The sequence below is a fragment of the Listeria monocytogenes ATCC 19117 genome, from assembly GCF_000307025.1.
GTDB classification, from domain to species: Bacteria; Bacillota; Bacilli; order Lactobacillales; family Listeriaceae; genus Listeria; species Listeria monocytogenes_B.
Map to the genome: position 1 here is coordinate 1,368,956 of NC_018584.1, position 25,515 is coordinate 1,394,470.

The 25,515-nt window shown below is 38.2% G+C and carries 27 protein-coding genes; 23 read left to right on the top strand and 4 right to left on the bottom strand.

Annotation, left to right across the window (positions count from 1 at the left end; genetic code table 11):
- Positions 1–27: 27 nt before the first annotated feature.
- From LMOATCC19117_RS06835 to LMOATCC19117_RS06845, 3 genes are all read right to left on the bottom strand, one after another.
- On the bottom strand, positions 28–408 hold the full coding sequence (locus LMOATCC19117_RS06835) for a rhodanese-like domain-containing protein (RefSeq protein ID WP_003722478.1): 381 nt from the start codon (positions 406–408) through the stop codon (positions 28–30).
- Between the two features lie 61 nt (positions 409–469).
- The gene (locus LMOATCC19117_RS06840) at positions 470–742 is read right to left on the bottom strand and encodes an SA1362 family protein (protein ID WP_003726159.1); all 273 of its coding nucleotides are present in this window, start codon (positions 740–742) and stop codon (positions 470–472) included.
- Positions 743–754: 12 nt separating this feature from the next.
- Entirely contained in the window at positions 755–1,720 is a 966-nt protein-coding gene (locus LMOATCC19117_RS06845) for a DUF1385 domain-containing protein (RefSeq protein WP_003727481.1), read from the bottom strand.
- A gap of 179 nt (positions 1,721–1,899) precedes the next feature.
- On the opposite strand from LMOATCC19117_RS06845, the gene LMOATCC19117_RS06850 reads away from it, so the two are divergent.
- The 21 genes from LMOATCC19117_RS06850 to LMOATCC19117_RS06950 all read left to right on the top strand — a co-directional run bounded on the left by LMOATCC19117_RS06850 (position 1,900) and on the right by LMOATCC19117_RS06950 (position 22,401).
- A complete protein-coding gene (locus tag LMOATCC19117_RS06850; protein ID WP_003727480.1) occupies positions 1,900–2,961 on the top strand; it encodes a M24 family metallopeptidase in 1,062 nt (353 codons plus the stop codon).
- Between the two features lie 102 nt (positions 2,962–3,063).
- Positions 3,064–3,621, top strand: coding sequence for an elongation factor P (gene efp, locus LMOATCC19117_RS06855; RefSeq protein ID WP_003722482.1), 558 nt, complete (start codon positions 3,064–3,066; stop codon positions 3,619–3,621).
- Positions 3,622–3,779: 158 nt separating this feature from the next.
- Complete coding sequence (gene accB / locus LMOATCC19117_RS06860; RefSeq protein WP_003734506.1) at positions 3,780–4,259, top strand: acetyl-CoA carboxylase biotin carboxyl carrier protein; 480 nt, start codon at positions 3,780–3,782, stop codon at positions 4,257–4,259.
- Between the two features lie 13 nt (positions 4,260–4,272).
- Positions 4,273–5,637, top strand: a complete 1,365-nt coding sequence (gene accC / locus LMOATCC19117_RS06865) for an acetyl-CoA carboxylase biotin carboxylase subunit (protein ID WP_003727477.1) — start codon at positions 4,273–4,275, stop codon at positions 5,635–5,637.
- Between the two features lie 3 nt (positions 5,638–5,640).
- Positions 5,641–6,048 (top strand): Asp23/Gls24 family envelope stress response protein, encoded by a 408-nt coding sequence (locus LMOATCC19117_RS06870; RefSeq protein ID WP_003722485.1) that lies wholly within the window; start codon positions 5,641–5,643, stop codon positions 6,046–6,048.
- 30 nt (positions 6,049–6,078) lie between these two features.
- The gene (gene nusB, locus LMOATCC19117_RS06875) at positions 6,079–6,465 is read left to right on the top strand and encodes a transcription antitermination factor NusB (RefSeq protein ID WP_003722486.1); all 387 of its coding nucleotides are present in this window, start codon (positions 6,079–6,081) and stop codon (positions 6,463–6,465) included.
- Between the two features lie 96 nt (positions 6,466–6,561).
- Positions 6,562–7,416 carry a bifunctional methylenetetrahydrofolate dehydrogenase/methenyltetrahydrofolate cyclohydrolase FolD gene (gene folD, locus LMOATCC19117_RS06880; RefSeq protein ID WP_003734505.1) on the top strand — a complete coding sequence of 285 codons (855 nt, stop codon included), beginning with the start codon at positions 6,562–6,564 and terminating at the stop codon, positions 7,414–7,416.
- 18 nt (positions 7,417–7,434) lie between these two features.
- Entirely contained in the window at positions 7,435–8,787 is a 1,353-nt protein-coding gene (gene xseA / locus LMOATCC19117_RS06885; RefSeq protein WP_003727476.1) for an exodeoxyribonuclease VII large subunit, read from the top strand.
- Positions 8,777–9,004 (top strand): exodeoxyribonuclease VII small subunit, encoded by a 228-nt coding sequence (locus tag LMOATCC19117_RS06890; protein WP_003722489.1) that lies wholly within the window; start codon positions 8,777–8,779, stop codon positions 9,002–9,004. Before xseA ends, LMOATCC19117_RS06890 begins: the two co-directional genes overlap by 11 nt.
- Positions 9,005–9,006: 2 nt before the next feature.
- Positions 9,007–9,888: a polyprenyl synthetase family protein gene (locus tag LMOATCC19117_RS06895; protein ID WP_003726251.1), complete on the top strand. Its 882-nt coding sequence runs from the start codon at positions 9,007–9,009 to the stop codon at positions 9,886–9,888.
- 198 nt (positions 9,889–10,086) lie between these two features.
- Entirely contained in the window at positions 10,087–10,287 is a 201-nt protein-coding gene (locus LMOATCC19117_RS06900) for a cold-shock protein (RefSeq protein WP_003719639.1), read from the top strand.
- 166 nt (positions 10,288–10,453) lie between these two features.
- Positions 10,454–12,283 (top strand): 1-deoxy-D-xylulose-5-phosphate synthase, encoded by a 1,830-nt coding sequence (dxs, locus tag LMOATCC19117_RS06905; RefSeq protein WP_010958892.1) that lies wholly within the window; start codon positions 10,454–10,456, stop codon positions 12,281–12,283.
- Positions 12,280–13,104, top strand: coding sequence for a TlyA family RNA methyltransferase (locus LMOATCC19117_RS06910; RefSeq protein ID WP_003726253.1), 825 nt, complete (start codon positions 12,280–12,282; stop codon positions 13,102–13,104). Before dxs ends, LMOATCC19117_RS06910 begins: the two co-directional genes overlap by 4 nt.
- A gap of 190 nt (positions 13,105–13,294) precedes the next feature.
- Complete coding sequence (gene ahrC / locus LMOATCC19117_RS06915; RefSeq protein WP_003722493.1) at positions 13,295–13,744, top strand: transcriptional regulator AhrC/ArgR; 450 nt, start codon at positions 13,295–13,297, stop codon at positions 13,742–13,744.
- 22 nt (positions 13,745–13,766) lie between these two features.
- Positions 13,767–15,458, top strand: a complete 1,692-nt coding sequence (recN, locus tag LMOATCC19117_RS06920) for a DNA repair protein RecN (protein ID WP_003738883.1) — start codon at positions 13,767–13,769, stop codon at positions 15,456–15,458.
- Positions 15,459–15,587: 129 nt separating this feature from the next.
- A complete protein-coding gene (locus tag LMOATCC19117_RS06925; protein ID WP_003734503.1) occupies positions 15,588–16,454 on the top strand; it encodes a phosphate acyltransferase in 867 nt (288 codons plus the stop codon).
- Between the two features lie 136 nt (positions 16,455–16,590).
- Positions 16,591–17,658: a butyrate kinase gene (gene buk, locus LMOATCC19117_RS06930; protein WP_003734502.1), complete on the top strand. Its 1,068-nt coding sequence runs from the start codon at positions 16,591–16,593 to the stop codon at positions 17,656–17,658.
- A gap of 14 nt (positions 17,659–17,672) precedes the next feature.
- A complete protein-coding gene (lpdA, locus tag LMOATCC19117_RS06935; protein WP_003734501.1) occupies positions 17,673–19,100 on the top strand; it encodes a dihydrolipoyl dehydrogenase in 1,428 nt (475 codons plus the stop codon).
- Positions 19,101–19,124: 24 nt separating this feature from the next.
- A complete protein-coding gene (locus LMOATCC19117_RS06940; RefSeq protein ID WP_003727471.1) occupies positions 19,125–20,120 on the top strand; it encodes a thiamine pyrophosphate-dependent dehydrogenase E1 component subunit alpha in 996 nt (331 codons plus the stop codon).
- Positions 20,121–20,136: 16 nt separating this feature from the next.
- Positions 20,137–21,120 (top strand): alpha-ketoacid dehydrogenase subunit beta, encoded by a 984-nt coding sequence (locus LMOATCC19117_RS06945; protein ID WP_003734500.1) that lies wholly within the window; start codon positions 20,137–20,139, stop codon positions 21,118–21,120.
- A gap of 30 nt (positions 21,121–21,150) precedes the next feature.
- The gene (locus LMOATCC19117_RS06950) at positions 21,151–22,401 is read left to right on the top strand and encodes a dihydrolipoamide acetyltransferase family protein (RefSeq protein WP_003727469.1); all 1,251 of its coding nucleotides are present in this window, start codon (positions 21,151–21,153) and stop codon (positions 22,399–22,401) included.
- Positions 22,402–22,557: 156 nt separating this feature from the next.
- On the opposite strand, the gene prli42 is transcribed toward LMOATCC19117_RS06950, so the two are convergent.
- A complete protein-coding gene (gene prli42 / locus LMOATCC19117_RS14965; protein ID WP_003722501.1) occupies positions 22,558–22,653 on the bottom strand; it encodes a stressosome-associated protein Prli42 in 96 nt (31 codons plus the stop codon).
- Positions 22,654–22,770: 117 nt separating this feature from the next.
- Here prli42 and LMOATCC19117_RS06955 point away from each other — a divergent pair, with 117 nt between their 5' ends.
- Positions 22,771–23,868: a M20/M25/M40 family metallo-hydrolase gene (locus tag LMOATCC19117_RS06955; protein WP_014929058.1), complete on the top strand. Its 1,098-nt coding sequence runs from the start codon at positions 22,771–22,773 to the stop codon at positions 23,866–23,868.
- A gap of 144 nt (positions 23,869–24,012) precedes the next feature.
- The gene (gndA, locus tag LMOATCC19117_RS06960; protein ID WP_003727468.1) at positions 24,013–25,431 is read left to right on the top strand and encodes an NADP-dependent phosphogluconate dehydrogenase; all 1,419 of its coding nucleotides are present in this window, start codon (positions 24,013–24,015) and stop codon (positions 25,429–25,431) included.
- Positions 25,432–25,515: the final 84 nt, after the last annotated feature.

Below are 25,515 nucleotides of genomic sequence, written 5' to 3' on the forward strand. Positions count from 1 at the left end.
TGTGAATTTCCACAGCAAGGTTTTTTCTTATTTAGATTTAGTTTTTCCTGTCCATTTACGGTAGCCGCCTTTAAGCTGATAAACTTGTTTGTATCCGCGTTTATAAAGCATAATTGCTGCACGGTTACTACGTTGTGCTGTTTGGCAGTATAAGTAAACTGGTAAATCTTGACGAATTTCTGTTGTCCGGTTTTTCATTTGTGTAACTGGGATATTTCTAGCTCCAAGAATATGTCCAGCATCGAATTCATTTGGCTCGCGAACATCAATTAACTGTGCTTTACGATAACCTTTTTTAAATTCTTCTTCTGTTAAAACTTTTACTGCTTTGCGACGCATTACAAACTGGTAAATTTCGTATCCTAGAAGAATAACCAGAATGATAATTGCTATAATCCAACTAATCAATTGTGTAAACCCCTTTCATCCTGAAAACTGCTTTTTTTAAAGCATCCTTTTCTATTATAACTTATTTTTTGCCACCATCAATCACTTTGAAAGAAGATTTTCGTTTTTTCTTCGTTTTTTTCTTCGGATCATGTAAATTTTTCGATTGTTTTACTGCTTTTTGGTAATTACTGTCAGTTTTTCTATTTGTGAAAAACCGCAGTAGAAGGGTGAAAATAAGTGCCCCGATTAATACGGAAATAATTAAGGTGAAAAATGATTTAAAACCACCCATTAAAAGCCCAATACCAACAAGCGCAAGTAAAATAATAACTATGAGGGGATACTTCTTCAAATTAATCCACTCCTATTCTAAAAGTTCCAGATTATCTGGCTCAGTTACATCTACTGGTGCACCTTCTTTTTCCACTCGTAAAAGCTCATTAAAGGATGCAATGGCAACCTCAACTTGATCATCAGACGGTTCTTTTGTTGTAAGAAGTTGTAGCCATAAACCCGGGACACCTAAATATTTAAGAACTGGGATATTACGGCATTTATTAGTTAATTGAAGTACTTCAAAAGCTACACCAAGCACAACAGGAATAAGTAAAATCCGGTCGACCACACGAAGCCAAAGAGGATCGGTTGGTACTAACAAATAAATAAACATACCAACAATAACTGTAAATAAAATAAAACTACTACCACAACGATAATGAAGTCGCGATTGTTTCTGTACATTTTCAACCGTTAAAGGTAATTTTTCTTCGTAACAATTTATTACCTTATGCTCAGAACCGTGATATTGAAAAACTCGTTTAATAATAGGGGTCTGAGAAACCGCGAAAATATAGGTTAATAGAAGAATTAATTTGAAAAGACTCTCTAAAAATACTTGCGCCGTATCACCTGGTACGATAGGACGGAATAATTCCGCTAAAAATACAGGGATGAGCGTCATGACAAATTTTGCAAAGACGAAAGATAAAATACCGATGACGGCAACACCAAGCCACATCGCGACTTTCGATTCTTTCTTTTCAATTTTTTCTTCTTCTACTGGGTTATTTGGATCTTCGTCATATCGGTCTGTTGCAAAAGCGAGGTGTTTGGAACCGATAGCGCTAGATTCAATTAATGCAACAATTCCTCTTAAAAAAGGGATTTTCTTCATACGCATAACCCAAACCGGACTATTTTTTTCTAAATAAAAATATTCTAATGAACCATCTATACGTCTAATTGCTGTTACGGTCTGTTTTCTGCCGCCAAACATGACGCCTTCAACTACAGCTTGACCGCCATATGATGGTACGTTTTGTTTGCTCAAAGTTTTCACCAGCCTATTCATGTTTACTAATATGTTATTTTACGCTAAAAATAGTTTTTCGTATAGCGCAAAACGCCTAAAAAAAGTTATTTTTTCTAAATTGTGATAAAATAGTTTCGAACGCGTCTAATAATGCGATTTTTGCGCGCCTAAAATTTGATAAAAGTGGGGGAATAAAAATGTCTAAATTAACTAAAATTCAAGAAACGCTGGGCAAGGAAAAGATAGAAGCAGTTCTTGTCACAAGTGAGTTTAATAGAAGGTATGTATCAGGTTTCACTGGAACAAGTGGTGTGGCGCTAATTTTACCTGAAAAAGCTTATTTTGTAACTGATTTCAGATATACGGAACAAGCAGCAAAACAAGCAGAAGGATACGAAATTGTACAACATACTGGTCCGATTTTTGATACAGTAGAAGATTTATTAATTAAAAATGATACAAAAACACTACATTTTGAAGCGGATTATGTGACCGTATCTGAATTTAAACAAATGGAGCGCGTATTTAATCGTCAATTAATCCCACTTACTGGCTTCTTTGAAGAAATGCGTAAAGTGAAAACAGCAAGTGAACTAAAAGCAATCCGCACAGCTTGTGATATTGCTGATGCAGCTTTTGCACATATCATTCAATTTATCAAACCAGGCATGGCTGAAATCGAAGTATCTAATGAACTAGAATTCTTTATGAGACGTGCGGGAGCTACTTCCTCGTCGTTTGATACAATTGTCGCATCTGGTGTTCGTTCTGCGTTACCGCATGGTGTTGCTTCGGATAAAAAAATCGAAGTTGGCGATTTCGTTACAATGGATTACGGCTGTTACTATGACGGTTATTGTTCAGATATGACAAGAACTATCGCGGTCGGTGAACCTGCTGAAAAATTAAAAGAAATTTACCAAATTACGTTAGATGCGCAATTAAAAGTAATCGATAGCTTAAAACCAGGTATGACTGGAATTGAAGCAGATGCTATTGCACGTGATTATATTGCTTCTTTTGGCTATGGCGATGCATTTGGACATTCTTTAGGACATGGTATTGGACTAGAAATTCACGAAGGACCTAATTTATCCTTTAAGAGCCCTCAAAAACTAGAAGTCGGACATGTTGTGACGGATGAACCAGGAATTTATTTACCAGGAATCGGTGGCGTTAGAATTGAAGATGATCTCTTAATTACAGAAACAGGTAATGAGATTTTAATTCATTCACCAAAAGAATTAATTATTTTATAAAATTCCTTTGTAACTTTGTGTGTTTTATGGTTAAATAAGGAAGAATGAGCAGTTTTAATATGCTCCAAATAAAGATACTTTGCAAATTACAGGAGGAAAAACATGATTTCAGTAAATGACTTTAAAACAGGGTTAACAATAGAAGTAGATAATGGTATTTGGCGTGTGCTAGATTTTCAACATGTAAAACCCGGAAAAGGAGCAGCATTCGTTCGTTCCAAATTACGTAACCTTCGTACAGGTGCAATCCAAGAAAAAACATTCCGTGGTGGCGAAAAAGTAGCAAAAGCGCAAATCGACAACCGTAAAATGGCCTACTTGTATGCTGACGGCACAAATCACGTATTCATGGACAATGAGTCTTATGAACAAATTGAGCTTCCAGAAGACCAAATTGCTCATGAACTTAAATTCCTAAAAGAAAATATGGAAATTAATATTATCATGTATCAAGGCGAAACAATCGGTATTGATTTACCTAACACAGTAGAATTAGTTGTTACTGCAACTGATCCTGGAATTAAAGGTGATACTTCTTCAGGCGGTTCTAAACCAGCCACGCTTGAAACTGGTCTTGTTGTCCAAGTGCCATTTTTCGTTAATGAAGGAGACAAACTAGTAATTAATACAACCGAAGCAGCGTATGTTTCTCGGGCGTAAGCAAGAATCGTTTACTACAGCTGGAGTTAATTCTTCAGCTGTTTTTCTATTTCTTAGCGCTTCCAGTACACCTTTTGAATAAAAAGTATGGTACAATAAGGACAATGCGTGATTCATGCAATTTTTTATTTTTAGTATTATTAAGGAGTGTAAATGGTATGTTATCAATAGATGAAATTAAACAGCTAATCGAGCTGATTGACGAGTCAACCCTAGATGAATTTGAGTTAGAAACGAAAGATAGTAAGATTTTGCTTAAAAAGAATAAAACAGTTGTTGCTGCAGCAGTTCAAGAAGCACCAATTGCTATCACACAAGCACCAGCTCAGGCAGCACCAGTAGCACAAGCTCAAACAGCTGCTCCTCAAACAGAAGCAAATACAGCGGAAGATGCTAGTTTAGAAGTCATTACATCGCCAATGGTTGGGACTTTTTACGCATCTGCTTCACCAGAAGATGCTAATTTTGTTAGCGTTGGATCTAAAGTATCTGCGCAATCTGTTGTATGTATTGTAGAAGCAATGAAATTATTCAATGAAATTACTGCTGATATTGACGGAGAAATCGCAGAAATTCTTGTTTCAAGTGGCGAATTAGTCGAATTTGGACAACCACTATTCAAAGTTAGAAAAAAATAAGGGGTCGAAAAACATGATTAAAAAAGTACTGGTAGCGAACCGTGGAGAAATCGCTGTCCGTATCATTCGCGCTGCAAAAGAACTTGGAGTGGAGACAGTGGCGATTTATTCGGAAGCAGATAAAGAAGCGCTACATATTCAGCTGGCGGATGAAGCTTATTGTGTAGGTCCCGCAGCAACAAAAGATAGTTATTTAAATATGTCCAACATTATTAGTCTTGCAGTTTTAACGAACTGTGATGCTATTCACCCAGGCTATGGTTTCTTAGCCGAAAATGCAGATTTCGCGGAGTTATGCGAAGACTGTAATATTACTTTTATCGGACCAAGTGCTTCCGCTATTTCGCAAATGGGAACAAAAGATGTAGCCCGCGAAACGATGCGTAAAGCAGGTGTTCCAATCGTTCCTGGTTCGCAGGGAATCGTTAAGGATGTAGAAGATGGCAAAAAAATCGCTAAGAAAATCGGTTATCCGGTTATCATTAAAGCAACAGCTGGCGGTGGCGGTAAAGGTATCCGTGTAGCAGAAAATGAAGAAAAATTAATTTCTGGCATTCAAACTACCCAACAAGAAGCCGAAGCCGCATTTGGTGATCCTGGCGTTTACTTAGAAAAGTATATTCAAGATTTCCGCCATGTAGAAATTCAAGTGCTTGCTGATAACCATGGTAACGTTATTCATTTAGGAGAACGTGATTGTAGTATTCAACGTCGCTTACAAAAGCTAATTGAAGAATCACCATCACCTGCCATTGATGAAAAAACTCGCCAAAAAATGGGAAAAGCTGCTGTTAAAGCTGCCAAAGCCGTGAATTATTCTGGCGCAGGAACGATTGAATTCATTTTCGATCACCATGAAAATAATTTTTACTTTATGGAAATGAATACGCGTATCCAAGTAGAACACCCGGTAACCGAGCTTGTTACTGGTGTTGATTTAGTGAAACAACAATTTCTAGTTGCTTCTGGGGAAGAACTACAAATTAAACAAGCAGATGTGAAATTAACAGGTTGGGCGATGGAATGTCGAATTAACGCTGAAAATCCAGAGAAAAACTTTATGCCAGCTCCAGGTGAAATTAAATTTTATCTTCCTCCAGGTGGCTTAGGTGTTCGAATTGACTCAGCAGCATATCCAAACTACAAAATCCCGCCATACTATGATTCGATGATTGCCAAAGTAATCTGTTATGCGGAAACACGGGAAGAAGTGATTCAAAAAATGAAACGTGCGTTGTCCGAATTTGCCATTGATGGCATTCCTTCAACGATTCCGTTCCATTTACGTGTATTAGATAATGATGTGTTTTTATCAGGCGACTTCAATACCAAATTCTTGGAGCAAAACGATGTAATGAATCTTTCTAAGGAGGGCTAAATAATGGCTTATACAAAAGATTTGCGTAAACAAAATGATGCACCGCTTGGCAAAATTGAGATTGCACCTGAAGTAATTGGCGTAATTGCTGGTCTTGCTGCAAGTGAAATCGAAAATGTTGCTTATATGCAAGGTGGCTTTGCGACAGAAATGCGTGAGAAATTCAGTGGTGCTGTAAACTACCGTAAGGGCGTAAAAGTAGAACTAACCGAAGAAGGAATTCTAATCGAACTTTATTGTTCAGTCTTATTTGGCGCAACTATTCCACTTGTTGCTCAAAATATTCAAGATGCTGTCAGAGATACCATTTTTAATATGACTGGTTTAAATGTACTTGAAATCAACGTTCATATCGTTGGTGTACAATTTGAAAAAACAGAAACACTTTCCTTCGATGATTTTGAGCTATAAAATTCAAGGAACAAAAGGAGCAGCTTTAACATGAAAAGAAGAGAAGCGCGCGAGAAAGCACTTCAAGCACTATTCCAAATAGAGCTAAACGAAATGTCGCTAGATCAAGCTATTAAAAACATCATGGAAGACGAGCAAGACGACTATATGGAAAAATTAGTCGAAGGCGTAATGGCGAATAAAGCTGAAATTGATGCTATCATTGAGCCTAATTTAGATAATTGGCGCATGGATCGTTTGAGTAAAGTCGATCTATCCTTACTTCGACTAAGTGTCTATGAAATTAAGTACTTGGATGATGTGCCAAATAGAGTTAGTTTGAATGAATCCATCGAAATTGCAAAAATTTACAGTGATGAAAAATCAAGTAAATTTATTAATGGCGTACTTGCTAATATTGCACCGGAAGATAAATAAGCTTGATTGAGTGCAAGGGAAATCTCTTGCACTCCCTTATTTCGTGATTTTTTAAGAATAATTACGTGCAACTTATTTTTAAAGGGGGCAATACTCATGGGAGAAATTATTGATGGCAAAAAGTTAGCAAAAGAAATTCAAGAAAAAGTAACAAGAGAAGTAGCTGAATTAGTAAAAGAAGGTAAGAAACCAGGGCTTGCTGTTGTGCTCGTTGGCGACAATCAAGCATCTCGTACATATGTAAGAAATAAACAAAAACGGACAGAAGAAGCGGGGATGAAATCCGTTTTAATTGAACTTCCAGAAAATGTAACAGAAGAAAAATTACTATCTGTTGTAGAGGAGCTTAACGAAGATAAAACTATTCATGGCATACTCGTGCAGTTACCACTACCAGAACACATTTCAGAAGAAAAAGTAATTGATACTATTAGCTATGACAAAGATGTTGACGGTTTCCATCCAGTGAATGTAGGTAATTTATTCATCGGAAAAGATTCTTTTGTTCCTTGTACACCAGCAGGAATTATTGAACTTATAAAATCGACCGGCACTCAAATAGAAGGCAAACGCGCTGTTGTTATTGGTAGAAGTAACATCGTAGGGAAACCAGTAGCTCAATTACTGTTAAATGAAAACGCGACAGTAACCATTGCGCATAGCCGTACAAAAGATTTACCACAAGTAGCGAAAGAAGCGGATATTCTTGTTGTAGCAACAGGTTTAGCTAAATTTGTGAAAAAAGACTATATCAAACCAGGTGCGGTTGTTATTGATGTTGGCATGGATCGCGACGAAAATAATAAGTTATGCGGTGATGTGGACTTTGATGATGTGGTAGAAGAAGCAGGATTTATCACGCCGGTACCAGGTGGCGTTGGCCCGATGACAATCACAATGCTACTTGCGAACACATTAAAAGCAGCAAAACGCATTTGGAAAATGAATTGATTAATTGGATGTGAAATGATGGAGCAAGATAAATATTTGACGGTAGCAGCAATAACCAAATATATCGAAAAAAAGTTTGAAGTAGATCCCTACATGAAGCAAGTTTTTGTGCGCGGTGAAATTTCTAATTTAAAACAACCAGCGAGTGGACATCTATATTTTACGGTAAAAGATGAATTTGCGATGCTTCGTTCTGTCATGTTTCACAAAGCAGTTCAAAAAATTGGTTTTGTCCCAGAAGATGGTATGAATGTCCTTATCACAGGACGAATTGGCGTATTTACAAAAGCTGGTCGCTATCAGTTCTATGCAGAACATATGGAACCAGATGGTGTCGGAGCGCTTTATATTCAATTAGAGCAATTAAAATCGCAATTGGAAAAGGAAGGGCTTTTTGCGGAAACGCATAAAAAAGTGCTTCCTTCTTTCCCGTCTAAAGTCGCTGTCGTTACGTCCAAAACTGGTGCGGCTGTTCGTGATATACTAACCACCATTCATCGAAGAATGCCTTCTGTGGAAGTGATTGTTTATCCAACTATTGTTCAAGGGGAGAAAGCGGCTCAAAAAATTGTCGAAAACATTGGCAAGATTAATCAGCGAAATGATATTGATGTTATGATTATTGGGCGTGGTGGTGGTTCGCTTGAAGAACTATGGGCTTTTAATGAAGAACCTGTTGTTCGAGCAGTATATGATTCCGATGTACCTGTAATTTCAGCGGTCGGACATGAAACTGATTTTGCGTTAAGTGATTTTTCTGCAGATGTACGAGCCGCAACGCCAACTGCGGCGGCAGAACTTGCTGTTCCAGATTATCGCGATTTAGAAGAACGATTAGCAGAACGTAAATACCGTTTGCTCGCAGTCACCAGACAAGCATTAGAAAGAAAAGAACGGTCACTAGAGCAACTTAAACAACACTTGATTTTAAATGGTCCGAAACATCAATTAGAACAGCAAATGGAACGTACAGATTATTTTTCCGAACGATTAAATAATGCTTTTTCTAAACAAATATTTGTTAAGCAAACAGTTTTTGACCGATTAAATGATCGCCTACATTATTACCATCCGAATAAAGAAATTGAACTACAAAAAGAACAGATGGCACTACGACTTCAAGCATTAGAAAAAGCGATGAAACAACTTTTGAAAGACAAACAACAATCTTTCTTTCGGCAAATAGATGCGCTAGAACATCTGAGTCCTCTTTCTTTATTGAAACGAGGATTTGGTGTAACGTATAAAGAGAATATGCTGGTTAAATCAGTGCAGGAGCTTGAAGTCGGCGATAATATCCAAGTGAAAATGCAAGGCGGACAGATAGAGGCACTCATTACCGCGAAGGAGGAAGATATAAGTGGCAACTAAAAAGAAAACTTTTGAAGAAGCAATTGCAGAATTAGAAACAATCGTAGAAGCACTCGAAAATGGTAGTGCCTCACTTGAAGATTCTCTTGATATGTACCAAAAAGGAATCGAACTAACAAAATTGTGCCAAGATAAATTACAATCAGCAGAAAAACGAATGGCAAAAGTAGTCACAGATGCAGGAGAAGAAATTCCTTTTGAAGCGGATGGTGAATAAATTTGCAAGATTTAACCCTTTTTCTAGAACAATATAAAAAAGTGATTGATGAGTCGCTTTTTAAAGAAATAAGCGAGCGAAATATCGAACCTAGACTAAAAGAGTCCATGTTATATTCTGTTCAAGCAGGTGGAAAACGGATTCGTCCCATGCTAGTTTTTGCTACACTTCAAGCCTTAAAAGTAAATCCGCTTTTAGGTGTGAAAACAGCAACGGCATTAGAAATGATTCATACGTATAGCCTGATCCATGATGATTTACCAGCAATGGATAATGATGACTATCGTCGCGGCAAATATACTAATCATAAAGTTTTTGGGGATGCAACTGCGATTTTGGCAGGAGACGCTTTACTAACGCTTGCTTTTTCTATTTTAGCGGAAGACGAAAATTTATCTTTTGAAACACGCATAGCTTTGATTAATCAAATTAGTTTTAGTAGTGGTGCAGAAGGAATGGTTGGCGGTCAACTTGCAGATATGGAGGCAGAAAACAAACAAGTGACATTAGAAGAACTATCATCCATCCATGCACGGAAAACAGGCGAATTATTAATTTTTGCCGTAACTTCTGCTGCGAAAATTGCAGAAGCTGACCCAGAACAAACGAAAAGATTACGGATTTTTGCGGAAAATATTGGGATTGGATTCCAAATCAGTGACGATATTTTAGATGTTATTGGTGATGAAACAAAAATGGGTAAAAAGACAGGGGTCGACGCTTTTCTGAACAAAAGTACCTATCCCGGATTACTCACGCTTGATGGTGCCAAAAGGGCATTAAATGAGCATGTTGCGATTGCAAAGTCAGCGCTTTCAGGGCATGATTTTGATGATGAAATTCTCTTGAAACTTGCTGATTTAATCGCACTTAGAGAAAATTAATCATAATTATCTAGTAATTTCAAATTTTTTTCACATATATAATTCAAATTGATTTGCTTTTCCTAAAATACCGTGTTATACTAATGTAAGATTATTTTTGTGGGTGAAAGATACGATTGTGAACAACTTTCCATCTCGTGCCGTTAAGCAAGAATAGTAAATAATTAGTGTGCATAACACACGAGGAGGAACATGAACATGGAACAAGGTACAGTAAAATGGTTTAACGCAGAAAAAGGATTTGGTTTTATCGAACGCGAAAACGGTGACGATGTATTCGTACATTTCAGCGCTATCCAAGGCGACGGATTCAAATCTTTAGACGAAGGTCAAGCAGTAACTTTCGACGTTGAAGAAGGCCAACGCGGACCTCAAGCAGCTAACGTTCAAAAAGCGTAATTCTATTTTTTGAATAAGAAAAAGCAAATCATTTCGGTGATTTGCTTTTTTATTTGCCTAAAATTATTTTACCTTGTTTGGTTTAATGGTGATTGTTTGCTATAATAAGAACAATTAATTGAGAAAAAAGACCTTGCACACATTCATGCAAGTGGCTCTTTGGAAAGTGAGTTGTTTTTATTTGGATCTTTTAAAAATAAAGGATCCTTCCTTTATGAAGCAATTGGATATACAAGAATTAGAAGCACTTGCGGCAGATATTCGCGCTTTTTTAATTACTTCTACTTCTAAATCAGGTGGGCATATTGGTCCGAATCTTGGTGTGGTAGAACTAACGATTGCGTTGCATTATTCTTTTAATAGTCCAAAAGATAAATTTATTTGGGATGTTGGTCACCAGTCATATGTGCACAAAATCCTAACTGGAAGGGCGAGCCAATTTGGTACTTTACGTGAGCACGGGGGATTAGATGGATTTCCAAAGCGGAAAGAATCTATTCATGATGTATTTGAAACGGGGCACAGCTCAACTTCTTTGTCTGCTGCAGCCGGGATGGTTATTGCGAGAGATATTAAAAAGGAAGAATTTTATGTTATTCCGATAATCGGTGATGGCGCCTTAACAGGTGGCATGGCTTTAGAGGCTTTGAATCATATAGGCGATATGGGAAAAGATATGATAGTTATTTTAAATGATAATGATATGTCGATAGCGCCAAACGTGGGAGCAATCCACAACATACTTGGAAAATTAAGGACCTCTGATACATTTAAGCAAACAAAAGCTAAAGTCGATGGTACTTTTTTTGAAGAGCTTGGGTTTATGTATTTGGGCCCAATTAATGGGCATGATATAGAAGAGGTTATTACTAACTTGGAATTAGCAAAACGCACAAAAGGGCCTGTACTGCTCCATATCGTTACAAAAAAAGGCAAAGGGTATCAACCGGCCGAATTAGACTCTCGTGGCACCTGGCATGGTACAGGACCTTATAAAGTCGAAACAGGTAGCTTTATTAAGCCGGCTAAGCGTGCAGCGTCATGGAGTTCAGTTATTAGCAATGAATTAATACGTTTGGCAGAAAAGGATGAACGGATTGTTGCGATAACTCCGGCAATGCCTGTTGGCTCTAAATTAGAAAAATTTGCGAAAGCTTTCCCAGAACGCTTTTTTGATGTTGGGATTGCGGAACAGCATGCGACAACAATGGCAGCGGGGCTAGCAACACAAGGGATGAAACCGTTCCTTACTATTTATTCCACTTTTTTACAAAGAGCCTATGATCAGTTAGTTCATGATGTTTGCCGGCAAAAGTTGAATGTGGTCATTGGGATTGACCGGGCCGGGCTTGTTGGCGCTGATGGCGAAACACATCAAGGTATCTTTGATATTTCATTTTTAAATAGTATTCCAAACATGACTATTAGCATGCCGAAAGATGAAGTGGAAGCTAGACAATTAATGGATACTGCGTTTTCGTATAATGATGGGCCCTTTGCGATTCGCTATCCACGCGGCGAAGCTCCTGGTGCGCAGGTAGCTGAGTCTAATACGCTTATACCAATCGGAAAGTGGGAAACAATCATTCAGCCGATTGATGCTGTTATTTTAACCTTTGGCCCTACCATCCGGCTAGCGCTAAAAGCAGCTGAACAATTAGAGTTAGAAGGATACCACGTTGGAGTAATTAATGCGCGCTATATTAAACCGTTAGACGAAGCACTTTTACACCAAATCTTAAAGCAAAAAATTCCCATTTTAACAGTAGAAGAATCACTATTAAAAGGTGGATTTGGTGCGAGTGTGTTAGAATTTATAGAAGCGAGTAATTATAGCGATGTTGTAATGCATCGAATCGGTTTACCAGACGAATTTATTAGCCATGGTTCTGTATCCATAATTTTGGAATCATTTGGCATATCAACAACTGGAATAGTATTAAAAATAAAAGAAATGCTCGCACAAAGCGGGAAGTTAAGGGCGAAGAGACTATGACAATAAAAAAAGAACGCGCAGATATTCTGCTAGTAGAACAAGGACTATTTGAAACAAGAGAAAAGGCAAAACGTGCAATTATGGCGGGAATTGTTTATCGGAAAGAAGAACGTGTAGATAAACCTGGAGAAAAAATCCCTATTGATAGCGAACTTCAAGTAAAAGGAAAGCAAATGCCTTATGTTAGTCGCGGTGGATTAAAGCTAGAAAAAGCATTGCAAGTATTTGATTTCGAAGTGAAAGATAAACTTATGCTGGATATCGGAGCATCAACTGGTGGTTTTACAGATTGCGCTTTACAAAATGGGGCAAGACACTCTTATGCGCTCGATGTTGGCTATAATCAGCTTGCATGGAAACTGCGCAACGATGATCGCGTCACTGTGATGGAAAGAACTAATTTCCGTCATGTAACGCCAGCTGATTTTTCCGAAGGTTTAGCAGATTTTGCAACGATTGATGTATCCTTTATTTCACTCAAACTAATTTTACCAGTACTTAGAACTGTGCTTGTAACCGGTGGCGATGTGATGACACTTATCAAACCACAATTTGAAGCAGGTCGAGAGCAAGTCGGTAAAAAAGGGATTATTCGTGATCCAGCAGTACATGAATCGGTAGTTGAACATATTGTTCAATTTGCGCTCGATAATGGTTATGATTTGATGGGACTTGATTTTTCACCTATTACAGGTGGAGAAGGAAACATCGAATTTATCGCGCATCTTAAATGGACTGGTGGGGAAACTGGAACTAATCATTTGGAACCAAATGCGATTGCGAAACTTATCACAAAAGCGCATACAAAATTAGATAAATAATGTATACCGGAAAGCAGTGATGTTTTCCGGTTTTTGCTTTTATCATGCTGTTTTGGCTCATTTTGCAATGTATTACCTATGTATAAAGTATTAAAGAAACTTTTCTTGCATAAATTTGCACTAAATCCGTGACTTTATGCGTTTTTTCGGATAAGATGTAAGTAGAAAATTATCGTGAGGTGAAGAAGGAATGAATAAAGGTCATCGTCATATTATTATTCGAGAATTGATTACATCCAATGAGATTGACACGCAAGAAGATTTAGTAGAACTTCTGTTAGAACGCGATGTTAAAGTCACCCAGGCAACTGTTTCCCGTGATATTAAAGAACTTCATCTTGTCAAAGTTCCAACACAAACAGGTGGTTACAAATACAGTCTACCTGCCGATAATAGTTTTAACCCACATCAAAAATTAAAACGCGCTTTGATTGATTGCTTTATTGGCATTGATAACGTGCAATTTATGATTATTTTAAAAGTAATGCCAGGAAATGGAAACTCGGTTGGTGCATTAATCGATAACTTGGACTGGCCGGAAAAAGCCGGAACTATTTGTGGAGATGACACTTGTTTAATTATTTGTCGCTCGGAAGAAAATGCGAAAACATTAACAGATCGTTTTATAGATATGCTTTAAAATTTGTTGGAGGTGAAAGATTTTGCTTCAAGAAATGACAATTAAAAACTTTGCTATCATCGAATCGCTTTCTTTAACTTTTCAAGAAGGGATGACGGTACTTACGGGGGAGACCGGCGCTGGTAAATCAATTATTATTGATGCGCTTGGTCTTCTTGTTGGCGGACGCGGGTCAGCTGATTTTATCCGTCATGGAGAAGAACGTTTAGAACTTCAAGGGCTTTTTGCGCTAGCAGAGGATAACCTTGCTTGCCGAAATGCGTTAATTGAAAATGGGATAGATGCTTCGGATGATATGGTTGTACTAGAACGCAGCCTGTTTCGCTCGGGGAAAAATAGTTGCCGAATTAATGGCAAACTTGTAACTACCGTTCTCTTGCGTCAAATTGGCTCGAAATTAATAGATATCCATAGTCAGCATGAACATCAGGAATTGATGAATGAGGAGTTTCATTTGTCATTACTTGATCGTTTCGCTTCTGACAAAATCAAGCCAGCACTAACCAAGTACCAAACTAATTTCAAAGAATATCAAACAATCGAGAAAGAGTGGCAAAATTGGACGAAAAATGAGCGGGAATTAGCGCAACGTCTGGATATGCTCCGTTTTCAACAACAGGAAATTGAAAATGCCAATTTGCAAGCTGGTGAAGAAGATCGCTTGTTAGAACAAAAAAATATCTTAGCCAATTTTGAAAAACTTAACGAAAATTTACAAGGAGCTTATGCCGCGATTCAAGGTGAGCCTGGTGGGCTGGAATTTGTTGGAGAAGCAATGCGTCAAATGGAGGCAGCGGCGAGTATTCATACGGATTATAAAGCGGTTAGTGAGGCCATTTCTTCTAGTTACTATATGTTAGAAGATAGCATGAGCCAAATTAGGCAATCACTAGATCAGCTCGAATTCCAACCAGAAGAACTGAATCAAATTGAATCACGTTTGAATGATTTAAACCAATTAAAACGCAAATATGGTAAAACAATTGAAGATATCATTCAATACGAACAAGAAATAAGCAGCGAAATGGAAAAACTGACAGATAGTGAATCACATGTCGGGCATTTAGAGACCAAATTAGCAACACTTAAAGCAGAACTAACAAAACAAGCAAATACACTAACGGAAATCCGTAAAAAAGCGGCTGTTACATTAGAAAAACAAATCAAACAAGAATTAAATCACTTATATATGGAGAAAGCCATTTTTAGTGTACGCTTCGAAGCAAACAAAATGGAACTAACAGATTCAGGGCAAGATAGCGTCGTTTTCTATATGTCAACAAACCCGGGTGAACCTTTAAAACCATTAGCAAAAATCGCTTCTGGTGGAGAGTTATCTAGAATGATGTTAGCATTAAAAACCATTTTTTCTAGGCACCAAGGTATCACCTCGATTATTTTCGATGAAGTAGATACTGGTGTAAGTGGTCGCGTTGGTCAAGCGATTGCAGAAAAAATTTATGCTGTTTCAGTTGGCTCGCAAGTACTATGCATTAGTCACTTACCTCAAGTTGCAGCAATGGCGAACCATCACTACTACATTACGAAAAAAGTCCAAAACAAACGGACAACAACTTCCGTTACAGTGCTTAAAGGGGAAGAGAAAGTAGAAGAAATCAGTCGAATGATTGCTGGAATAGAAGTCACCGAATTAACCAAACAACATGCAAAAGAAATGATTGAACAAGCGGAAAAAGTAAAACAAACGTATTAAAAAAACGAAATTGCTTGCATATCGAATAGTTTTTGCTTAAAATGAATAAGGTAGAAAATTATTACCTGGTCATAAAAACAACTACTAATTCGGAATGCGGCTTTTTTGTGCGATAAAGGAGTTATTTTTATGACAAAAAGTAGATTTTTTTCAGATGTAGCAGAAACGAGTTCATTTGTTTTCGCCGTGGCAGGAGCAGATGATGAAGTTGTGCTCGAAACGATTCGTCTTGCATTAAACCAAAATTTAGGTAAATTTCTTTTATTTGGCAAGAAGGAAGACAAAACGTTAACCGCGAATGAAAACGTTACATGGATTCAAACAGATACCGCTGAAGCCGCAGCACAAGGCGCCATTTTAGCGGTAAAAAATAAAGAAGCAGATATTTTAGTAAAAGGATTCATTCCAACCGCCACATTGATGCATCACGTATTAAAAAAAGAAAATGGCCTTCGTACAGACCAATTATTGAGTCAAATTGCCATTTTTGATATTCCAACGTATCACAAACCATTATTGATAACTGATTGTGCCATGAACGTAGCGCCAAAAACAAAAGAGAAAATTGCTATCACAGAAAATGCCATAGCCGTAGCGCATCAAATCGGCATCGCTAATCCTAAAATTGCGTTACTTAGTGCGGTGGAAGAAGTGACAGCAAAAATGCCATCCACAGTAGAAGCACAGGAAGTAGTGCAGCATTTTGATAACACAATAGCCGTCTCGGGTCCGCTAGCTCTCGATGTAGCTATTTCCAAAGAAGCGGCTCTCCATAAAGGAATTACGGATAGTTCAGCGGGAGAAGCAGACATATTAATTGCTCCTAATATTGAAACAGGAAATGCACTTTATAAATCATTAGTCTACTTTGCTGGAGCTAAAGTAGGTAGTGCAGTGGTCGGGGCAAAAGTACCTATTGTCATTTCCTCAAGAAATGATTCACCGGAAAACAAATTAGCTTCATTCATACTAACTGTAAGACTAGTTGAGAAATGATGAAATAATGTGAATAGACGGACTTTAACAATCTGAATGCAAAGGCTTTTATTTGATTACAGCCTACGTGTTACAATAGTCCATGGGAAAATGATAACCTACCGCATTTTTCACAATTAAATTTGGAGGAAAGCAAATGTCTTTTGATGTTTTAACCATAAATCCTGGTTCCACGTCTACCAAACTCGCTGTTTACCAAGGCGATAAAGTACTTTTTGAAGAAACTGTCAGACATACAATGCAAGAACTAGCCGACTTTAATAACGTACAGGAACAATTTGATTTTAGGTGGCAAGTTCTACGTCGAGTGATGGATGCACATGGTTATGATGTAAAGAAATTACAAGCGGTAGTTGGAAGAGGGGGCTTACTTCGACCAGTTGCCGGCGGTACATATATGGTTACAGAAAAAATGATAGATGATTTAAAAGAAAATAAATACGGAGAGCATGCCTCAAATTTAGGGGCACTGCTTGCAAAAAAATTAGCAGATGAACTGACAATACCTAGTTTTATTGTGGATCCGGTTGTCGTGGATGAAATGCAGGAAATTGCAAGGATATCTGGCAATGCCTTCATTACTAGAAAAAGTATTTTTCATGCATTAAATCATAAAGCAGCAGGTCGGAAAATAGCCAAAGAGCTAGGAAAAGATTATGAAAAAATGAATTTTGTTATCGCGCATCTTGGCGGTGGAATTTCAGTTGCCGCTCATCGACAAGGAAAAGCGGTGGATGTGAATAATGCCTTAGATGGGGACGGCCCTTTTAGTCCGGAACGTTCTGGTTCTTTACCGATGAATGATTTTCTAGAAGCATGTTTTAGCGGTAAATGGACAAAACGCGAATTGCATGAACTGATTGTTGGTCGTGGTGGGATGATTTCATATTTAGGAACTAACAGCATGCTCGAGGTGGAAGCTAAAGTACAAGCAGGTGACGTGAAAGCTATCGAAGCTTTTGATGCAATGGCTTATCAAGTTAGCAAAGAAATTGGCGCATGTTCCGTTGTATTGCAAGGTAAAGTTGACGCCATAATTTTAACTGGTGGCCTTGCTAGAAGTGAACTTTTTACAAACAAAATTATTGAGCAAACAAACTGGATAACCAGTGTGATTATAGAACCCGGAGAAGACGAATTAGAAGCATTAAATAGCGGTGTGCAACGTGTGCTCGCTGGTCTTGAGAAAGAAAAAGAGTACTAAAAGGAGGAGATAATGTGGCAACAGAATATGATGTCGTTATTCTTGGCGGAGGAACTGGCGGTTACGTCGCAGCAATTCAAGCAGCTAAGAATGGCCAGAAAGTAGCCGTCGTTGAAAAAGGGAAAGTTGGTGGAACGTGTCTTCATCGTGGATGTATTCCAACGAAAGCGTTATTACGTTCAGCGGAAGTTCTGCAAACAGTAAAAAAAGCAAGTGAATTTGGTATTTCTGTAGAAGGAACTGCCGGAATCAATTTTTTACAAGCACAAGAAAGAAAACAAGCAATCGTAGATCAATTAGAAAAAGGTATTCACCAATTATTTAAACAAGGGAAAATTGACTTGTTTGTTGGAACGGGAACTATTTTAGGACCATCTATTTTTTCACCAACAGCTGGAACAGTTTCAGTCGAATTTGAAGATGGCTCTGAAAATGAAATGCTCATTCCTAAAAATTTAATTATCGCGACAGGCTCCAAACCGCGCACATTAAATGGTTTAAGCATTGATGAAGAAAATGTTTTATCATCTGACGGTGCGCTAAACCTAGAATCTTTACCAAAATCAATTATTATCGTTGGCGGTGGAGTTATCGGGATGGAATGGGCTTCGATGATGCATGATTTTGGCGTAGAAGTTACCGTGCTAGAATATGCAGATCGAATTTTGCCAACAGAAGATAAAGAAGTAGCTAAAGAATTAGCAAGACTTTATAAAAAGAAAAAATTAATCATGCATACATCTGCTGAAGTTCAAGCAGCTAGTTATAAAAAAACGGATACTGGTGTGGAAATTAAAGCAATTATTAAAGGCGAAGAGCAAACTTTCGCAGCAGACAAAATTCTCGTTTCTGTCGGTCGTTCAGCTAATACAGAAAATATCGGTTTGCAAAACACGGATATCGCGACCGAAAACGGTTTTATCCAAGTAAATGATTTTTATCAAACAAAAGAAAGCCATATCTACGCGATTGGTGATTGCATTCCAACAATCCAACTTGCGCACGTTGCGATGGAAGAAGGAACGATTGCAGCCAACCATATTGCCGGAAAAGTGGCTGAAAAACTTGACTACGACTTAGTTCCTCGCTGTATTTATACTTCTACAGAAATCGCAAGTGTCGGTATTACAGAAGAACAAGCAAAAGAACGTGGTTATGAAGTGAAAAAAGGCAAATTTTTCTTCCGTGGTATCGGGAAAGCACTCGTTTACGGAGAGTCAGATGGCTTCATTAAAATTATTGCAGATAAAAAAACAGACGATATCCTAGGCGTTAGCATGATTGGACCGCACGTAACGGACATGATTAGCGAAGCCGCTTTAGCACAAGTTTTAAATGCAACGCCGTGGGAAGTGGGTAACACCATTCACCCGCACCCAACTTTATCAGAAAGTTTTAGAGAAGCTGCCCTTGCTGTGGATGGCAATGCAATTCACGGTTAATACAGCTTTAAAGGAGGAACAAAAATGACTTTAAAAGAAGCAGGTTTAACAGAAGATAAATTAATTAAAATGTATGAAACGATGCTAATGGCAAGAAGACTGGATGAACGTATGTGGTTGCTGAACCGTTCTGGGAAAATTCCTTTTACCATTTCTGGACAAGGACAAGAAACGGCACAAATTGGCGCTGCGTTTGCCTTTGATTTAGATAAAGATTATGCATTACCATATTACCGTGATTTAGCAGTGGTGTTAGCATTCGGGATGACAGCGAAAGATATTATGTTATCCGCGTTCGCTAAAGCGGAAGATCCAAACTCTGGCGGACGTCAAATGCCAGCTCATTTTGGCCAAAAATCAAACCGAATCGTTACACAAAGTTCACCCGTAACAACCCAGTTCCCGCACGCAGCAGGAATTGGTCTTGCAGCAAAAATGGCTGGTGACGAAATTGCGATTTATGCATCAACTGGGGAAGGATCTTCTAACCAAGGCGATTTCCACGAAGGAATCAACTTTGCATCTGTACATAAGTTGCCAGTTGTTTTCGTGATTCATAATAACCAATATGCTATTTCCGTTCCAGCATCGAAACAATATGCCGCAGAAAAACTATCTGACCGAGCAATTGGTTACGGCATCCCTGGTGAACGTGTGGATGGAACGAATATGGGAGAAGTATATGCGGCATTTAAACGTGCAGCAGATCGTGCAAGAAACGGCGAGGGACCTACTTTAATTGAGACAGTCTCTTATCGCTTCACACCACACTCCTCCGATGATGACGATAGTAGTTATCGTTCCAGAGAAGAAGTAGATGAAGCAAAAGGAAAAGATCCACTGAAAATTTTCCAAGCAGAATTACTCGAAGAAGGTTACTTAACAGAAGAAAAAATCGCTGAAATCGAAAAAAGTATTGCGAAAGAAGTTAACGAAGCAACTGATTACGCGGAAAGTGCAGCATACGCTGAACCAGAATCATCTTTACTATATGTATATGATGAAGAAGCGAATAGCTGATTAGGAGGGAATTTGAATGCCAATCATTTCATATATTGATGCAATAACCATGGCGCTTAAAGAAGAAATGGAGCGCGATGATAAAGTATTTATTTTAGGAGAAGATGTTGGGAAAAAAGGTGGCGTATTTAAAGCGACTGCTGGCCTATATGACGAATTTGGTGAAGACCGAGTACTCGATACACCACTTGCTGAATCGGCTATTGCCGGAGTAGGAATTGGAGCGGCGATGTATGGCTATCGTCCAGTTGCAGAAATGCAATTTGCGGACTTTATTATGCCTGCTGTCAACCAAATTATTTCAGAAGCTTCCAGAATTCGCTACCGTTCTAATAACGATTGGTCTTGTCCGATAGTTATTCGCGCACCTTTTGGCGGTGGGGTACACGGAGCACTTTACCATTCACAATCTGTTGAAAAAGTATTCTTTGGACAACCAGGTTTGAAAATTGTTGTTCCATCCTCGCCATATGATGCGAAGGGACTTTTAAAAGCAGCGATTCGTGATAACGATCCAGTACTTTTCTTTGAGCATAAACGTGCCTATCGTTTGCTGAAAGGCGAAGTACCAGAAACAGATTATATCGTACCAATCGGCGAAGCAAATGTCGTTCGTGAGGGTGATGATATTACAGTAATTACTTACGGACTTGCGGTTCAATTTGCCCAACAAGCAGCAGAACGTTTAGCAGCTGAGGGTGTGGAAGCCCACATTCTTGATTTACGGACAATCTATCCACTAGACCAAGAAGCAATTATTGAAGCAACGAAAAAAACAGGTAAAGTACTTCTTGTAACAGAAGATAATAAGCAAGGAAGTATTATTAGTGAAGTGGCAGCAATTATTTCGGAACATTGTCTATTCGATTTAGACGCTCCGATTGCAAGACTCGCAGGACCAGATACGCCAGCAATGCCTTTTGCTCCTACGATGGAAAAACACTTTATGATCAATCCAGATAAAGTGGCAGATGCAATGAAAGAATTAGCGGAATTTTAGACCCGTTTTAAAATAAAGGAGTGAAGACCTGTGGCAGTTGAAAAAATCACCATGCCCAAATTAGGGGAAAGTGTTACAGAAGGTACGATTAGTTCATGGTTAGTTAAACCAGGCGATACCGTCGAAAAATATGATGCTATCGCGGAAGTTTTAACAGATAAAGTAACAGCTGAAATTCCATCATCCTTTAGTGGCACTATCAAAGAAATTTTAGCCGAGGAAGATGAAACTCTAGAAGTAGGCGAAGTTATTTGTACAATTGAAACAGCAGATGCAGGAAGTTCGGAACCTGTAGCTGAAGTAGAAGAAACAGAAACAAAAGCGCCAGAAAAACAAGAAACAAAACAAGTGAAACTAGCAGATGCACCAGCTAGTGGAAGATTTTCTCCAGCTGTACTGCGTATTGCAGGTGAAAACAATATTGATTTATCAACTGTAGAAGGCACTGGTAAAGGTGGCCGAATTACAAGAAAAGATTTACTTCAAGTCATTGAAAATGGTCCAGTAGCGAAACGCGAGGAAATGAAGTCTGCTCCACAAGAAAAAGCAGCAATGCCAACTCCTCCTGTTCGTTCTGCAGCTGGTGATAAAGAAATACCAATCAATGGCGTAAGAAAAGCCATTGCTAAACATATGAGCGTGAGTAAACAAGAAATTCCGCATGCTTGGATGATGGTGGAAGTGGATGCTACTGGTCTTGTTCGCTATCGTAATGCAGTTAAAGACAGCTTTAAAAAAGAAGAAGGTTATTCATTAACTTATTTCGCCTTTTTCATCAAAGCCGTTGCACAAGCATTGAAAGAATTCCCGCAACTTAACAGCACATGGGCAGGCGATAAAATTATCGAGCACGCGAATATCAATATTTCGATTGCGATTGCAGCTGGTGATTTATTGTACGTTCCAGTTATTAAAAATGCGGACGAAAAATCTATTAAAGGCATTGCTCGCGAAATTAGCGAACTTGCTGGAAAAGCGCGTAATGGTAAACTAAGCCAAGCCGATATGGAAGGTGGGACTTTCACTGTAAATAGTACTGGTTCATTTGGCTCTGTTCAATCAATGGGGATTATTAACCACCCTCAGGCCGCTATTCTTCAAGTGGAATCGATTGTTAAACGTCCTGTCATTATTGACGATATGATTGCCGTGCGAGATATGGTGAACCTATGTCTATCCATCGATCATCGTATTTTAGATGGCTTACTAGCAGGTAAATTCTTACAAGCAATTAAAGCCAATGTCGAAAAGATTTCCAAAGAAAATACAGCATTGTATTAAAAATGTTTTAATCTAGGTTTAGCGGGTATTGTTTAGTACATCTAGATCCATACCCCTAAACTCCCTAGATGTCTTGGGTAGTACTTTCGGGTGCTGCTCTTTTTTTTGAGAAAAAATAAAAAAAGCCTGAACCAAATTGGCTCAGACGTCGGATATTTATAAAAACATTAATACCCCGGTTAAAACACTGGATAATACAATCGCGATTAGCATTAAAATAACGACAACGCGAACTACTTTTTTATTAGTCATGCGGAAGAAAACTCCTCTCATAAAGCATTTCAGATATATATATCTTACTTATAATTAAAGTAAATTTCAAGTCATTTATTGATTTTTAAAGCAAATAGGAAGAATGTAGGTGGAAAAATGATGATATCCAATGTAAAAAAATATTTTACCGAATTAATCCAAACTCCATCTGTCTCAGGGAAAGAAACAGCTATTTTGACGTATATAAAAAAACATCTAGCAAAATTAAACATTGAATATAGTTTGGATGAAGATTATGGCTTAATTGCACGAATCCCCGCTACTAAAAAGAAATTTCCAACGATTTTTTTCTGTAGTCATGTGGATACGCATCCAAATGCGGCAACGCCAGTTTTCCAAATGGAGCAAGATGTATTTACGGTAGAGGAAGGCACTTCTTTAGGTGCGGATGATAAAGCAGCAGTAGCAGCTATGTTAGCGGCTATTGATTATTTTTGTGCAGAACGAACAGCTCATGGGGAGATTGAATTTATTTTCACGACGAAAGAAGAACTCGGCATGATTGGAATGCGTTTATTTCCGGAAGAAAAAATTACGGCAGCTTATGGATACTGTTTAGATGCACCAGGTGAAGTCGGAAATTATCAATTACAAGCAAATACGTTAGTCGCATTAGAATTTACTATTGCAAGTTCTGAAGCTGCCCAAATGTCACCGATTTCTATAGCGAGAATGGCGTTACATGCCACGCGGCCAGGCAGAATTGACCGAGAAAACAAATGGGAAATTCAGTCGTTTTCTGGTGGAATAAATGATGAAAATCAACAAGATGCCCAATTAGAAGTTCTTTTTACATCAGCAGCAAGTTTCCGTAAGGCGCTTTTGCATATCCAGACCATTAGAGAACGATTTGCGCAAACTTGCGAGAAATATGGTGCTCTTTTGACGCATGATACAAAATTAATTTATGAAGGGTACCGAATTCGCTCTAAGCATCCACTAATGAATATTTTTCAAAAAGCCGCAAAAAAACAATCTTTAGAAACAAGAGAAATTTTTTTAGAAGGCGGAACAGATGCAAATGTGTTGAATGAAAAAGGTATTCCGACCATGCTCTTATCAGCAGGATACGAAAATGCGCACACAGAAGAAGAAACAGTATCTGTTGAGCAGTTAGAAAAACTTACTCAACTCGTCATTGACTTAGCAGAATCCGCAAAAAACGAGAAAATTCTTCTCAGAAAACTAAATTAGTGAAAAAAAGTCAAATAATTCGGATTGATTCATTGTCCAAGAAGCAATTCTTTGATATAGTAAATGATGTTGATACTTTTATGTGTCATGTTGAAGTAAGACAGATTTTTCTGCCTTAATAAACCGGAAAGGAAGAAGTGCAAAATGGCAAAACAAGAAATTGGCGTTATAGGAATGGGCGTTATGGGTCGTAACTTGGCTCTAAACATTGAAAGCCGCGGTCATACAGTATCTATCTTTAACCGCTCGACTGAAAAAACGAAAGCAGTTATGGAAGAAAATGCGGACAAAAAATTAGTACCAACTTATAGTTTAGAGGAATTTGTCGAATCTCTTGAAGTGCCTCGCCGTATCCTTATTATGGTAAAAGCTGGCGATGCTACAGATATGATGATTGAAGCAGTTAAACCTTTCTTAAACGAAGGCGATATTTTAATTGATGGCGGTAATGCTTTCTTCAAAGATACGATTCGTCGTAATAAAGAACTAAGTGAAGAAGGATTTAACTTCATCGGAACTGGTGTATCAGGCGGAGAAGAAGGTGCACTAAAAGGTCCTTCTATCATGCCAGGTGGTCAACGCAAGGCATATGACCTTGTAGCACCTATTTTACGTGAAATTGCTGCAGTAGCAGACGGAGAACCTTGTGTGACTTATATTGGTCCAGACGGTGCCGGACATTACGTTAAAATGGTGCATAATGGTATCGAATACGGCGATATGCAATTAATCGCAGAAGCTTACACTATTTTGAAAGAAATCGGTGGATTAAGCCATGATGAACTTGCTGACGTATTTGAAGAATGGAACAACGGGGAACTTGATAGCTATTTAATCGAGATCACTAAAAACATCCTAAAAGTAAAAGACGAAGAAACTGGCAAACCTATTGTCGATGTTATCCTTGATAAAGCAGGTCAAAAAGGAACTGGTAAATGGACTAGCCAAAGCGCACTCGACTTAGGTGTTCCACTTTCCTTAATTACAGAATCTGTATTTGCTCGTTACATCTCTGCACTTAAAGATGAACGCGTTTATGCAAGTACTGTTTTATCTGGCCCATCTAATTATCGTTTTGAAGGCGACAAAAAAGCATTTGTTGAATCTGTTCGTCGTGCGCTTTATTTCAGCAAAATCGCATCTTATGCACAAGGTTTTGCACAAATGAGAGCAGCTAGTGAAGAAAACGATTGGGACTTACAATACGGTGAAATTGCGAAAATTTTCCGCGCTGGTTGTATTATCCGTGCTCGTTTCTTACAAAAAATTACTGATGCTTATAATAAAGATAAAAATCTTAAAAACTTATTATTAGATCCATATTTCAAAGATATTGCACATAACTACCAAGGCGACCTTCGTACAGTTGTTGCAGAAGCAGTAAAAGCTGGAATTCCAGTTCCAACATTCACTGCAGCAATTAGCTACTACGATAGCTATCGTTCAGAAGTATTATCTGCAAATCTAATCCAAGCACAACGCGACTACTTTGGCGCTCATACGTATGAAAGAGTCGACAAACCTGGCGTATTCCATACAGAATGGCCACAAGTAGAAGATTGATGGAAGATAAGGCATCCACTTTAACGAGTGGGTGCCTTTTTTATGAGATTTGAATTAGTAAATCATGGTAAAGTGCTAAAAAAT

Coding starts and splice junctions, on each gene's coding strand:
- LMOATCC19117_RS06850 (WP_003727480.1), top strand. CDS start 1,900: ATGTCTAAATTAACTAAAATTCAAGAAACGCTGGGCAAGGAAAAGATA.
- efp (WP_003722482.1), top strand. CDS start 3,064: ATGATTTCAGTAAATGACTTTAAAACAGGGTTAACAATAGAAGTAGAT.
- accB (WP_003734506.1), top strand. CDS start 3,780: ATGTTATCAATAGATGAAATTAAACAGCTAATCGAGCTGATTGACGAG.
- accC (WP_003727477.1), top strand. CDS start 4,273: ATGATTAAAAAAGTACTGGTAGCGAACCGTGGAGAAATCGCTGTCCGT.
- LMOATCC19117_RS06870 (WP_003722485.1), top strand. CDS start 5,641: ATGGCTTATACAAAAGATTTGCGTAAACAAAATGATGCACCGCTTGGC.
- nusB (WP_003722486.1), top strand. CDS start 6,079: ATGAAAAGAAGAGAAGCGCGCGAGAAAGCACTTCAAGCACTATTCCAA.
- folD (WP_003734505.1), top strand. CDS start 6,562: ATGGGAGAAATTATTGATGGCAAAAAGTTAGCAAAAGAAATTCAAGAA.
- xseA (WP_003727476.1), top strand. CDS start 7,435: ATGGAGCAAGATAAATATTTGACGGTAGCAGCAATAACCAAATATATC.
- LMOATCC19117_RS06900 (WP_003719639.1), top strand. CDS start 10,087: ATGGAACAAGGTACAGTAAAATGGTTTAACGCAGAAAAAGGATTTGGT.
- LMOATCC19117_RS06910 (WP_003726253.1), top strand. CDS start 12,280: ATGACAATAAAAAAAGAACGCGCAGATATTCTGCTAGTAGAACAAGGA.
- ahrC (WP_003722493.1), top strand. CDS start 13,295: ATGAATAAAGGTCATCGTCATATTATTATTCGAGAATTGATTACATCC.
- LMOATCC19117_RS06925 (WP_003734503.1), top strand. CDS start 15,588: ATGACAAAAAGTAGATTTTTTTCAGATGTAGCAGAAACGAGTTCATTT.
- buk (WP_003734502.1), top strand. CDS start 16,591: ATGTCTTTTGATGTTTTAACCATAAATCCTGGTTCCACGTCTACCAAA.
- LMOATCC19117_RS06940 (WP_003727471.1), top strand. CDS start 19,125: ATGACTTTAAAAGAAGCAGGTTTAACAGAAGATAAATTAATTAAAATG.
- LMOATCC19117_RS06945 (WP_003734500.1), top strand. CDS start 20,137: ATGCCAATCATTTCATATATTGATGCAATAACCATGGCGCTTAAAGAA.
- prli42 (WP_003722501.1), bottom strand. CDS start 22,653: ATGACTAATAAAAAAGTAGTTCGCGTTGTCGTTATTTTAATGCTAATC.
- LMOATCC19117_RS06955 (WP_014929058.1), top strand. CDS start 22,771: ATGATGATATCCAATGTAAAAAAATATTTTACCGAATTAATCCAAACT.
- gndA (WP_003727468.1), top strand. CDS start 24,013: ATGGCAAAACAAGAAATTGGCGTTATAGGAATGGGCGTTATGGGTCGT.